This is a genomic window from Kangiella taiwanensis, from assembly GCF_020005165.1.
Classification (GTDB): domain Bacteria; phylum Pseudomonadota; class Gammaproteobacteria; order Enterobacterales; family Kangiellaceae; genus Kangiella; species Kangiella taiwanensis.
The window spans coordinates 567,277-579,440 of the sequence record NZ_JAHCLT010000001.1; the positions used below are offsets into that span (position 1 = coordinate 567,277).

At 46.4% G+C, this 12,164-nt stretch carries 11 protein-coding genes and 1 tRNA gene; 3 read left to right on the top strand and 9 right to left on the bottom strand.

Annotated elements, in window-relative coordinates; translation table 11 throughout:
* Position 1: 1 nt before the first annotated feature.
* On the bottom strand, positions 2–1,348 hold the full coding sequence (locus KFK88_RS02785; RefSeq protein WP_223577133.1) for a Na(+)-translocating NADH-quinone reductase subunit A: 1,347 nt from the start codon (positions 1,346–1,348) through the stop codon (positions 2–4).
* 407 nt (positions 1,349–1,755) lie between these two features.
* On the opposite strand from KFK88_RS02785, the gene tpiA reads away from it, so the two are divergent.
* From tpiA to KFK88_RS02800, 3 genes are all read left to right on the top strand, one after another.
* Positions 1,756–2,523: a triose-phosphate isomerase gene (gene tpiA / locus KFK88_RS02790; RefSeq protein WP_223577134.1), complete on the top strand. Its 768-nt coding sequence runs from the start codon at positions 1,756–1,758 to the stop codon at positions 2,521–2,523.
* A gap of 31 nt (positions 2,524–2,554) precedes the next feature.
* Positions 2,555–3,031: a preprotein translocase subunit SecG gene (secG, locus tag KFK88_RS02795; RefSeq protein WP_223577135.1), complete on the top strand. Its 477-nt coding sequence runs from the start codon at positions 2,555–2,557 to the stop codon at positions 3,029–3,031.
* A gap of 28 nt (positions 3,032–3,059) precedes the next feature.
* Positions 3,060–3,145, top strand: a tRNA-Leu gene (locus KFK88_RS02800).
* A gap of 49 nt (positions 3,146–3,194) precedes the next feature.
* On the opposite strand, the gene KFK88_RS02805 is transcribed toward KFK88_RS02800, so the two are convergent.
* The 8 genes from KFK88_RS02805 to ilvG form a co-directional block, all read right to left on the bottom strand.
* Positions 3,195–3,917, bottom strand: a complete 723-nt coding sequence (locus KFK88_RS02805) for a hypothetical protein (protein WP_223577136.1) — start codon at positions 3,915–3,917, stop codon at positions 3,195–3,197.
* Between the two features lie 12 nt (positions 3,918–3,929).
* Positions 3,930–4,757, bottom strand: coding sequence for a hypothetical protein (locus KFK88_RS02810; RefSeq protein ID WP_223577137.1), 828 nt, complete (start codon positions 4,755–4,757; stop codon positions 3,930–3,932).
* A gap of 4 nt (positions 4,758–4,761) precedes the next feature.
* Positions 4,762–5,550, bottom strand: a complete 789-nt coding sequence (locus tag KFK88_RS02815) for a hypothetical protein (RefSeq protein ID WP_223577138.1) — start codon at positions 5,548–5,550, stop codon at positions 4,762–4,764.
* Between the two features lie 174 nt (positions 5,551–5,724).
* Positions 5,725–7,551, bottom strand: a complete 1,827-nt coding sequence (gene ilvD / locus KFK88_RS02820; RefSeq protein ID WP_223577139.1) for a dihydroxy-acid dehydratase — start codon at positions 7,549–7,551, stop codon at positions 5,725–5,727.
* Complete coding sequence (locus KFK88_RS02825; RefSeq protein WP_223577140.1) at positions 7,544–8,494, bottom strand: branched-chain amino acid transaminase; 951 nt, start codon at positions 8,492–8,494, stop codon at positions 7,544–7,546. The genes ilvD and KFK88_RS02825 overlap by 8 nt, the downstream gene beginning before the upstream one ends.
* Entirely contained in the window at positions 8,481–10,148 is a 1,668-nt protein-coding gene (gene cimA, locus KFK88_RS02830) for a citramalate synthase (protein ID WP_223577141.1), read from the bottom strand. The genes KFK88_RS02825 and cimA overlap by 14 nt, the downstream gene beginning before the upstream one ends.
* The gene (ilvM, locus tag KFK88_RS02835) at positions 10,141–10,407 is read right to left on the bottom strand and encodes an acetolactate synthase 2 small subunit (RefSeq protein WP_223577142.1); all 267 of its coding nucleotides are present in this window, start codon (positions 10,405–10,407) and stop codon (positions 10,141–10,143) included. The genes cimA and ilvM overlap by 8 nt, the downstream gene beginning before the upstream one ends.
* Entirely contained in the window at positions 10,404–12,158 is a 1,755-nt protein-coding gene (gene ilvG, locus KFK88_RS02840; protein ID WP_223577143.1) for an acetolactate synthase 2 catalytic subunit, read from the bottom strand. Before ilvG ends, ilvM begins: the two co-directional genes overlap by 4 nt.
* Positions 12,159–12,164 lie beyond the last annotated feature (6 nt).

The window sequence follows — 12,164 nt, forward strand, 5'->3', positions numbered from 1 at the left end:
GTTAGCCATCCTTCTCAATCTTAGTCAGATTTTCGCGGAGAATTGAGCCATACTCGTATTTGCCTGGGCAAACGAAGGTACACAATGCTAAATCTTCTTCATCCAACTCAAGACAGCCAAGTTGTTGTGCTGTGTCTGTGTCGCCACTAACAAGTGCACGAATCAGCTGAGTCGGCAGGATATCAAGCGGAAGCACGCGCTCGTAGTTGCCAATTGGCATAATCGCACGAGCTGAACCGCCAGTAGACGTCGTCATCTTGAACTTCTTGCTTGGGAAAATATGGCCTAAGAAAGCGCGAGTTACAGAGAACTTATCGCTACCAGGCATCGCCCAACCGAAGAATTCTTTATCACGACCTTCAGGTATGACCGTGACTTGGTTGTGATAACGGCCAACGAAAGCGCGAGAGTCTACAGCGTTTACACCGTTTAGCACCGAGCCAGAGATTTGGCGGTTGTCGTTGTCATTGATTTCGTTGCTCAATAACTCGTCAACATTGGCGCCAAGGCGTGTGCGCACTAGACGTGGGTTCTTAACTTCTTCACCAGAAAGCGCGATAACGCGGTCAGTGAATAGTTCGCCATCAGTAAACAGACGGCCTAAAGCGATAACGTCTTGGTAGCCCATATGCCAAACCACATTGCTTGCCGAAGCAGGGCATAAATGGTGGATATGAGTGCCAACTAATCCCGCAGGGTGTGGGCCAGAGAAACTTTCATAGCTCACTTTAGCGTTGGTAGACTTCTCGATCTGAGAGTCACCCTTAGTCGCCACAAAAACTTTGTCATCAGCCAATTGCGCTAATACATCAAGACCATTGTTAAAGTCTTGGTTGCGATCTTTGATAATCACTTCAGGATCTGCAGCCAATGGATTCGTATCCATTGCACTTATCACGATAGCCTTCGTATGAGAATCAATAGCTGGAACTTTTGAGTAAGGGCGAGTGCGTAAACCAGTCCACATACCTGATTCAACCATTTGGTCGACGATTTTTTGACGATCGAGGCTGGTGAGCTGATCCGCTGAATATTTGTCAAAAGATACAGCATCTTCCTGATCGGCAATGTCTACCACAACAGAAAGTAATTTACGCTTAGCACCGCGGTTGACCGCTGAGATAGTGCCTGAAGCAGGAGCTGTATATTTTACCCCGGGAGTTTTCTTGTCTTCGAAGATAAGCTGGCCTTTCTTTACCTGATCCCCAACCTGAACATGCATGGTTGGTTTCATGCCAACATAATCTTCGCCTAAGATGGCGACGGTTTTGACCGTAGCACCAGTTGAGATTGTTTGCTCTGGCTTTCCCTCTAAAGGAAGATCCAGGCCTTTTTTAATCTTAATCATAGGTCGCTACTTAACTATTACCTGATGGTTGTCACTTCAATAATTGCAACGTTGGAATTGACCAAAAACAAAAACCTGGTGTACAGCAGGCTGTAACCAGTCTAATCTATTGTTTTATGGTCTTTTTTCATTACAATCGCTCTAAATCGAGGTCAAAAAATGTTCAATGACCCCAAACGGCGCGTATTATACTTGGATCACCGCGGTAAGATCCATGGTTTTCGGGATAAAAGCCGTGAATGGACTGAAAATAAGCATCAATGCTTGTGTTCAAGCCAAGCCTCGGTTAATATTTGCGCCCTTTTGCTAAAAAGGTGGGTTTCTTATTGTCTTTTGGTCATTGATTAAGCATTTTGATTGAACAGACTTAAGTCACCAGAAAGAATCCAGATATAAAGAGGTGTTCAGTGCGTAAAACCCTAATCGCAGGAAATTGGAAAATGCACGGTAGCTTAGAGTCCGTAGAGGCCTTAGTTAACGGTATTAAGAGCCAATTAGACGATAATTGGCAAAGCGATGTGCTGGTCTGCCCTCCTTATATATACCTAGACAGAACAATCCAGATGGCGCAAGGCAGCAAGCTAGCCGTCGGTGGTCAGAATCTGTCTGAGCAAGAACAAGGTGCCTTCACTGGAGAAGTGAGCGGTGATATGTTGTCTGATCTAGGGGCGACTTATGTCCTAGTCGGCCACTCAGAGCGCCGTAGCTTATACGGTGAATCGAGCCAGCTGGTTGCTGACAAGTATGCAAAGGCCCTAGAAAAAGGCCTAAAGCCGGTTTTATGTGTGGGTGAAACCCTTGAAGAGCGTGAAAATGGCTCCACTATGAAGGTAGTTAAGAGCCAAATAGACGCCGTTCTTGATTTTTATCAAGATAAAGAGCAAGGTTTAGAGCACTTAGGCCAAGGCGTCATTGCCTATGAGCCTGTTTGGGCAATCGGCACAGGCGTTACAGCGACTCCTGAGCAAGCTCAAGAAGTACACGCAGCGATTCGAGATTATCTGGCAGAGATTAATCAAGATGTTGCGGACAAGGTACAGATTTTATACGGCGGTAGCATGAAATCAGCCAACGCTGAACAGCTACTGGCGCAAAAAGACATTGATGGTGGCTTGATTGGGGGCGCATCCCTGAAAGCCGATGAATTTATAGCAATTTGCAAAATTGCTGGTTAAGCAGCAAACATAGAGAAGCAGGTTAAAGAGTATGGAATTATTTTTAATGATCAGTCTGCTAGTAGTCGCACTACTATTGATTGGTATTATTTTGATCCAACAGGGTAAAGGCGCCGAAATGGGTGCTTCGTTCGGTTCTGGTGCGTCAAACACCTTATTTGGTGCTCCGGGTTCGGGTAATTTCCTGACAAAATCAACCACGGTTTTGGCCATCGTGTTTTTTGCCATCTCGCTGGCAATTGCCGCTTTAAAGTCTAGCGAAGAAGCGACTAAGTCAAGCTTGTTAGATGACGCTGCCCAAACAGAGGGTGCTGGTGAAGCTGCTGCATCATCAGAAATTCCAAGCGATACAAATACTGACATCAGCACAGAGATTCCTGCCGAGACACAAGAAGAAATCAGTACTGAGATTCCTTCTGATGAAGCGGCGGCTGAGACTATACCTGAGTCTATCGACGCTGCAGCAGAAAATGCTGAAGACGCAAAGGAAGATGGTGATAACCAGTAGCTCTGGTTTTTAACCCATTATGGTTCTAGCTCAGGTGGTGGAATTGGTAGACACGCTATCTTGAGGGGGTAGTGGCCGTAGGCCGTGCGGGTTCAAGTCCCGCTCTGAGCACCAAAACCTTTTAAAAGCGGTTGTTATTCAGTTAACAGCCGTTTTTTTATGCCTAAATATTATTATTGGTGATGTCTTTAAAAGTCAGCTGATCAAAGAACTTATTATCAAGACACAGCTCGAGTTGTTGTAGCCATCGCGACAGTGGCTCAAGGATCGATGCTGATATCCCACTGACTTCTGGCGACTGTTTGCGTTTCCACATGAGATCCAGCAACTTACCAAATGAAAGGTTTAGCAACTGTTGTGGTATTGATGCTTCAGGTATGGACATGACAAGATGAGCAAGGCTCTGGAAATTACGGACTTGGCTGTGGGTCAACTCTGAGTCAATCAGTATCGTGTTTTTGGGGTTTATCTCTGAGAGTTGTTGAATAGTGTGGATATTAAGTTGAGCCAGAGCTTTTTGATAATGATGACCAATACCGCTAATTATCGTTACTGATGACTGTGCGAAAAACGATGAGATCTGACTAGGCAGCATGTCACCATCGACTGACTTGAAACGTGAGTTCTCCTGTTCAGAAGGGCTGTAGCTGACATCTATGAGCCAGCCTTCTTTGGCCTGAGGGAAGCGTTCGGTGTTCAGCGAAATATTGCTCTCCGTATCTGAATCTGAGCCGCTTTCGGGAGACGATGGTTTCTGACCCATGCGTACTCGAACGTGAGAAAGTTTGATACCCGGACTGTTACCGTAAATGTCCGCGCTGGTGACGGCGGAGGCAATTTCTCCATGGATGAGAAGTAACACATCATCAATATTCAGTTCAGGCATTTGGTGTACCCATTAGCGGATGGTTTTAAAATTCAGTTCAACTTCGCTAAAAATATTGCTCTTGGCTTCAACATCCTGTGGTGACTTATTGCTCGCTTGTTTTACTTTAAGTCTAACCTGTTTGTTGATATTGGGTTTGAGCAAACCAACGTAACGGTTGATGGGTTGGATAGGCTGAATTGCTGATGATAGATGTGCTCGCGATAAGTTGGTGCTGAAAATACTGGGGCTCAATCGAGGTTGAGTGATGTCTGACGTTTCAGTTTCCGGGGTATTGCCTGAGCTATCATCGTCTTCCCCAGAGCCCACCATACTGGTGCTGAAGGTCAGTTTGGCATTAATCTTGCCGCTATCGACAACAATATTAGAGAGTCCTTGCTCAATCAGTTTATTCATCACCGTACGCTTTTGGATTGTGTAGGCTGACGCTGCCTTGCGGTAAATCTTGAGGACGCCTGTCTCGGTTAGAACTTTGTCATTGGCGTTAATATCTTCCTTCTCAAGCTTTAACCCCAGCTTCTCAAAGACTGCAGGTTTTTCTGGTTGTCGACTGGTCTTAGGTTGATAAGGTGCGCCGTCATAGATACCGTGTAACTGCGCATCATCATCGCTAGGGAAGTGTGCCGCAAGCAACTCATCGACTTGCAATAGAAAAGAGTCTTGTTGAAGAAAATAATCGACAAGCTGCTCTTCGGGTAAAGCCATTAACTCATGCAGTTCCTGTAATTTTTCCTGTTGCTCCGCTTGAGAGGTCACTACTGCATCAAAGACCTCAGAGATGAGTTTCGCCACAAATTCGGCGAAACCCATATCAATAGGAGTTAAATTATCATTCGACATTTAACTAACCTTCATCTTGATCAAGAGGTAAATAATCAGTTTTAAAGTTGATATACACACGACCATAAATTTGAACGCTGCTGCTTGAGCGGTCAATATCAGTCTTGGTCGCAGTAGACACTTTAACACTGTTGTAAGATGTTGAAGCTGAAGCTTTTACCCAGCCGGAAAGAAGTCCGCCAGTTTTGGCTTTTGCTCTAAAATTGAAGTCTTTACGGTTGTAGTCGGTGGAACGGTTTTGATAGTAAGACGAACCGTAAGTGTTGAAAGTTAAGCGGGTTTCAATCTCACCATTTTCAACCACAAGTCGAAGCAGTCCCTGTCTGACCATTTCTTTCAAGATGGTGTATTTATCCGCAGCAAGGCGATTAGCAATCGCATCAAGAATGCTTTGGAACTTGTTTTCGGTGACGTTACCAGCTGCCGCCACTTTATTATCGGAAGCAATATCGGCGTCTTTTACCTCTATCGCATCGTTTAAAGCGTTGGCTTGCTGCGCGGATAACGAGTCACCAACTTTAATGTCAGGGCGTTCATTGTCATTGTCGGCGCCGAGAACTTTACCTAAAAACTGTAATAGCATTTCACCGCTGATATCATCACGCGTGTCGTTAATGAAATCTTTGAGTGATTTACTGGTTTCTTTAAGTAATTCGACATAAGCCTCTGTCTGGCGCAGGTTTGATGCAATTAACGAATCAAAAACGTCACTGACAAGCTTGGTGGTAAATTCCGGAAAACCAATTTCCGGTAGGTGGGTGGCCAATTCAACGGCCTGGTTTGCTCCAGCCATACGATACTCCTTGTATTCCTTGTACTGGTTTAAAAGTCCTTATACCCAACAGTCCTGTGGGTTATTTTTTATGCTATGCCAGCCTGAGGTACATGTCAATAGTTGCAAATATGACTTAAGAGACTTGCGAAGAGCCCCCCAGAAGTAGGGGTTATACTCTGGGGGAGGGTGAGACTACACCACGCGGGCGGCACCTTGGTCGGCGCTTAACGCATGTTTGGCGTAGACTCTTAACGCAGTGGATAATCGGCGATTACGTGATACCGGTTGCCAGCCTTTGCTCGACTGTAATTGTCGACGAGAATCCAGTTCTGGCTCTTCAACCTGTAACTCCAATTGTCGATTAGGAATATCGATGTGGATGGTATCGCCGTCTTGCACGAGACCGATGGTGCCTTCGCTCGCCGCTTCCGGGGAAACGTGACCGATCGACAAACCTGAAGTGCCGCCAGAAAAACGACCATCGGTGATCAGTGCGCAGTCTTGATCGAGCCCTTTCGATTTGAGGTAACTAGTGGGATACAGCATTTCCTGCATGCCCGGACCGCCTGATGGCCCTTCATAACGAATAATCACAGCATCACCCTTTTGGATTTGATCATTAAGGATGGCCTCAACGGCGCTATCCTGACTTTCAAACACGAGAGCACGCCCAGTAAAGGTTAAGAGTTTATTCGGCACCGCAGCTGTCTTAATGATACTGCCGTTAGGCGCAAGGTTGCCATACAACACAGCAAGCCCACCGTCCTTACTGTAAGCGTTCTCAACATTGCGAACACAGCCACGTTGACGATCAATATCTAACGAGTCATACAAGCAGCTCTGGCTGAAGGCTTTTTGTGTTGGGATACCCGCTGGGCCAGCACGATACAGCTGTTTTATCGCTTCTTTGTCTGTCGTGATCACGTCCCACTCATCAATGACCTTACCGATGGTTTTTTGTAATACTGTCGGTTGACTGAGGTTGAGCAGGTTACCGCGCTTTAATTCTCCGAGAATGGCCATCACGCCGCCGGCACGATGAACATCCTCCATGTGGTAGTCTTTTGTCGCAGGCGCAACTTTACATAAATTGGGTACTTGGCGAGATAAGCGATCAATGTCTTGCATGGTGAAGTCGACGTCGCCTTCATGCGCGGCCGCTAAGAGGTGCAGTACGGTATTGGTCGAACCGCCCATGGCGATATCCAAACACATGGCATTGAGGAATGACTTGCGGTTAGCAATATTGCGTGGCAACACCGACTCATCATTATCTTGATAATAACTCTTGCAAAGCTCGACGATTTGGCGGCCGGTCTTTAAAAATAATTGTTCACGAGCTGCGTGAGTCGCGAGCAAGGAACCATTGCCGGGTAATGCTAAACCCAAAGCCTCGGTCAAACAGTTCATGGAGTTTGCGGTGAACATGCCTGAACAAGAGCCGCATGTTGGGCAAGCGCTACGCTCGACTTGTTCGCTCTCTTCATCACTAACGGATTCGTCAGCAGCAGCAACCATGGCATCGACCAAATCAAGCTTGATCAGCTTGTCGGAGAGCTTGGTTTTTCCAGCCTCCATTGGTCCACCAGAGACAAAAATAACAGGAATGTTTAAGCGCATAGACGCGAGCAACATGCCCGGTGTAATTTTGTCGCAGTTTGAAATACACACCAGCGCATCGGCACAGTGAGCGTTTGCCATATACTCAACAGAGTCAGCGATAATTTCGCGCGACGGTAGCGAATAGAGCATACCGTCGTGACCCATGGCAATACCGTCATCAACGGCAATCGTATTGAACTCTTTGGCGATACCACCAGCTTGTTCGATTTCTCTCGCAACAAGCTGCCCCATGTCTTTTAAATGTACATGCCCTGGTACAAACTGAGTAAAGGAATTACACACAGCGATAATCGGTTTGCCAAAGTCATTATCTTTAACGCCTGTGGCTCGCCATAGCGCACGAGCCCCCGCCATGTTTCGACCATGAGTTGATGTTTTAGAACGATAATCAGGCATAGGTTTTATCCTCAACACCTTGAACCATTTCAAGCCAGCCGCGATCGTCTGGCGTGGTGCCTTTAAACAAACCAAAGAATGCCTGCTGAAGTTTTTCTGTTACTGGACCGCGAGCACCAGAACCAACAGCAAGATCATCGACACTCTTGATAGGCACGACTTCCGCCGCGGTTCCAGTCATAAAGGCTTCGTCTGCAAGGTATAATGCTTCACGAGTCATATTCTGCTCGACCACCTGGTAGCCCATTTGGCGCGCTAATTGCATGACCGTATCGCGCGTGATGCCGGGTAAGATTGAGGCGGTAAACGGCGGTGTGTACAAGGTATTGTTTTTAACTACAAACACGTTCTCACCCGAGCCTTCAGAGATATAACCGTTAACATCAAGCGCAATGCCTTCGACGTAGCCTTTGCGTGTGGCTTCTTCGACAATAAGTTGTGATGATAAGTAATTACCACCGGCTTTAGCCGCTGCTGGAATGGTGTTGGGAGCTACACGATTCCACGAGGAAATACAAACATCGACGCCACTTTCGATCGAGTCATTGCCTAAGTACGAATCCCACGGGAATGAAGCGATGGATACTTCAACCGGATTTTGACTAGGGTTAACGCCAATTGAACCATAACCAAAAAAAGCAACTGGACGAAGGTAAGCATTTCGCAAGTTATTACTACTAACCACCTCATGACACGCCGTCATCAGCTCGTCAAAAGAATAAGGAATACGCATTCGATAGATTTTCGCCGAAAGATAAAGGCGTTCGACATGCTCTCGAAGGCGGAAAAAAGCGGGCCCCTTACTGGTTTCATAGCAGCGAATCCCTTCGAATACCGATGAGCCGTAGTGGATAGCATGGCTCAGTACGTGAACCTGAGCATCCTGCCAAGGTATGGTTTTACCATTAAACCAGATGTATTTCGGAGGGTTAAGCGTTGCCATTGTGTGTTACCTCATGATCAGAATATAAAAAATGATGCTGTGGGTTATTGAGATTGTTATCCCCAGCAACATGGTTGTATTTAATTAAAAATAATTGGTAGCTATCGATTAAAGCTTGTGTACTCGCTTGAATAATATTGTCCGAACAGCCGATAGTCGCCCAGCGCTGGTTTTGATACCCCGACTGTAGCCACACGCGTGTTGTTGCGGCAGAAGCTTTCTCAGGATCAAGAATCGATACTTTGTAATCGGTCAGCTGCATATCGTTGATGTGCGGGAAAAAAACTGTCAGCGCTTTTTTTAATGCCAAGTTCAAAGCATCAACCGGTCCAGACGCTTCTTCTACCACGTGTGCAATTTTATTTTTAACACGAACTTTTACGGTGGCTGTGCAGAGTTCAGCGTTGTGCCGTGTGGATTTATTCAGATCGTTAACATTGATCTGAATATTCAATATCGTGAAATGTGGCTGATAGGCCTCGTCTTGTTTCCGCACCAGCATTTCGAATGACCCGGGTGCGTTTTCAAGTGTCAGTCCGGTTTTTTCAAGTGACTTAATACTATCCAGAACTTGGGCAAAGTTTCGGGAGACATCAAGACCAAGTTTTTGTGCTTGAAGTTGAACGTTTGACTTTCCCGATAATTCAGAAATAGTAATCTCACGCTGATTACCGACGCGCTCAGGATCGATATGTTCGTAAGTTTGACTTGCCTTGGCGATCGCTGCGACGTGAATACCACCCTTATGACTAAAAGCGTTATTGCCAACATAGGCTGCATCGGATTTGAGAGGCATGTTAGCGATGTCGGCAACTTGCTTCGATAGTGTTGTCAGATTTTTTTCTTTTACTGTGTGATTAAAATGCAACGATTGATTAAACGATGGTTTTAATAACAATGAGCCAAGTAATGACACCAGATTCGCGTTGCCACAACGTTCGCCATAACCATTCACGGTACCTTGAATTAACCGCACTCCTGCTTTGATGGATGTCAGACTGTTAGCAACCGCGAGTTCACAGTCATTGTGACAATGAATCCCCAGCGATAACTGTGGAAACCGAGCTTTTACGGCTGCTACAGTCGCTGCTATTTCATCGGGCATGCTGCCGCCATTGGTGTCGCATAGGGTGACATTATCAACGCCAGCATTGATCGCTGCTTCGATGCATTGAAAAGCATAGTCTGGACTGTCTTTAAAACCGTCAAAAAAGTGCTCTGCATCCAAAACAACTTCACGACCGTATGACTTAAAATAGGCTACGCTGTCATAAATCATTTTCAGGTTTTCTATCAAATCCGTGCGCAGGACGGTCTCAACATGAAACTGCCAAAACTTGCTAACAAGCGCTACCACTGGTGTGTCAGCAGCTAGCAAAGACTGTATCTGCAGATCCTGTTCGACGTCTTGTAACGGTTTTCTTGTAGCACCAAAGGCGACCAGTTTAGCCTGGCGTAGTCCCATTGTTCTGGCATGGCGAAAGTAGGCTTCGTCTTTAGGGTTCGAACCAGGCCAACCGCCTTCGATATAGTCCATACCAAAGTCATCCAGCAACTGCGTAATTTTCAGTTTATCCTGCAATGAAAAACTGATGCCTTTGTACTGGGCGCCATCTCGTAAGGTGGTGTCGTAAAGAAACAATTGTTCATTCATTGCCTAAACAACTCCTTAACCGAGAGGGTTTGGATTGATGAACTTCAACCACGTCGACTAACTTATGTAACTGGTGGTAAAGGTTATCGGCAGAACGTTCGCTACTTAACTGCAGGGTCACGCTCATGCCATTCTCCAAGCTTTCTTCACGGGCTAAGCAGTAGTTAACGTCAAAACCACGGTGGCGGACCAAACGCAGAATACGCTCTAAACTACCGGCGGATTGTCGAACAATAATTTTAAAAGTGTTGGTACTCATTGCGTGGCCTCCTCAGGTCGTTTGTGTTCAGGGATTTTTGATGATGAGCTGCTTTCTGTCGGATTTTCTTCAATGTAATCCGAGTTACTTTTTCCGGGTGGAACCAGCGGCCACACGTTGTCATCGGGATCGATTGACACATGTAACAGATAGCTTTCCTCGCTCGATAAAAATTCATCAAGCGCTGTATCGATTTGTGACGATTGATTAATGCTCGTGCTGCGAACGCCGAACGCATGGGCGATTTCAACAAAGTCAGGATTGTCGGACAGGTCAACTTCGCTAAAACGTTTTTCAAAGAATAGATTTTGCCACTGGCGTACCATGCCTAAGCGTTGATTATCCAAAAGCAAAATTTTGACCGCGATGCTGTAACGTTTTAGTGTTGCCAGTTCTTGAATATTCATCATGATCGAACCGTCGCCTGAAACTGTGATAACGGTGCGATCAGGGTTAGCGAATTTGGCACCAAGCGCTGCAGGCAAACCATAGCCCATGGCACCAAGACCACCACTGCTTAAATGATGACTGCTTGAATTAAATTGCATGTGCTGTGCAACCCACATTTGATGCTGCCCAACATCACAGGCAACGATTGCTTGTCGCTGTTGGCATTTTTCCGACAGGCTTTTCAGCAGAGCGGGTGCATAAATGCCACTGAAAGGAGCGTCGTAACGAAAGCCTAACTGCTCTTTATTTTGTAGACAGCGATAGCGCCACTGGTGAGCCGTTTCATGTTTGTAGCCGTGGCTCATGGCGTTCATCAAGCTTGTCAAAATGCTTGGCATGTCGCCCAGCAAGCTAACATCCGCCAAACGCAGCTTGCTGATCTCTGCTTGATCGCAATCAATATGGATTACTTTGGCATTGGGTGCGAACTGCTTCAGGTCGCCAGTTGCACGATCATCAAGACGAGCACCTGCCACCAGCAATACATCACATTCTTGTACCGCCGTATTCGCGGCTTTTGTGCCATGCATGCCAAGCATCCCTAAGTTGTAGGGATGCGAACTTGGCAAAGCACCAATACCTTTAAGCGTGGTAACAGTCGGAACTTTAAATTGATCAACCAGTGCAGTCAGTAATTCAGAGGCTTTGGATAGACCCACGCCGCCGCCTGCATAAATCAGGGGTTGCTTGCTCGACGCTAAAAGCTCAGCTGCAGAATGCAAAGCAGCGCTGTTCATTGCTACATTAGTAGTGGCAAGATCTTTGGGTCTTAAGTCATCACAAAAGGCAAGTGTGGTTGCTGGCATTGTTGCCATTTGCACATCTTTAGCAATATCAACCAGCACCGGTCCGGGGCGCCCGGATTGCGCTAACTGGATAGCTTCGTTCAGCATACGAGGCAAGTCCTCGATACGAGTCACCAAGTAGCTGTGTTTTACCACGGACAGCGAAAGACCATAGGTGTCGATTTCCTGGAAAGCATCAGTGCCAATTAGGTTAGAAGCAACTTGCCCTGTGATTGCTAAAAGCGGCACCGAATCCATTTGCGCATTCGCAATCCCTGTGATCAAATTGGTGGCACCGGGACCTGAAGTCGCGATGCACACCCCCAACCTGCCACTAGATCGAGCATAGCCATCAGCGGCGAATACGGCGCCTTGCTCGTGGCGGCAGAGTACGTGTTTTACGCCACTGCCGAGTAAAGCATCATAGACTGGCATGATGGCGCCACCAGGATAGCCAAAAACCGTGTCGACTTGATGATCTTTTAGAGTCTTTATTAAATAATCTGCACCACGCATAAGTTC

Coding starts and splice junctions, on each gene's coding strand:
- KFK88_RS02785 (WP_223577133.1), bottom strand. CDS start 1,348: ATGATTAAGATTAAAAAAGGCCTGGATCTTCCTTTAGAGGGAAAGCCA.
- KFK88_RS02810 (WP_223577137.1), bottom strand. CDS start 4,757: ATGTCGAATGATAATTTAACTCCTATTGATATGGGTTTCGCCGAATTT.
- secG (WP_223577135.1), top strand. CDS start 2,555: ATGGAATTATTTTTAATGATCAGTCTGCTAGTAGTCGCACTACTATTG.
- KFK88_RS02815 (WP_223577138.1), bottom strand. CDS start 5,550: ATGGCTGGAGCAAACCAGGCCGTTGAATTGGCCACCCACCTACCGGAA.
- KFK88_RS02825 (WP_223577140.1), bottom strand. CDS start 8,494: ATGGCAACGCTTAACCCTCCGAAATACATCTGGTTTAATGGTAAAACC.
- ilvG (WP_223577143.1), bottom strand. CDS start 12,158: ATGCGTGGTGCAGATTATTTAATAAAGACTCTAAAAGATCATCAAGTC.
- cimA (WP_223577141.1), bottom strand. CDS start 10,148: ATGAATGAACAATTGTTTCTTTACGACACCACCTTACGAGATGGCGCC.
- ilvD (WP_223577139.1), bottom strand. CDS start 7,551: ATGCCTGATTATCGTTCTAAAACATCAACTCATGGTCGAAACATGGCG.
- KFK88_RS02805 (WP_223577136.1), bottom strand. CDS start 3,917: ATGCCTGAACTGAATATTGATGATGTGTTACTTCTCATCCATGGAGAA.
- ilvM (WP_223577142.1), bottom strand. CDS start 10,407: ATGAGTACCAACACTTTTAAAATTATTGTTCGACAATCCGCCGGTAGT.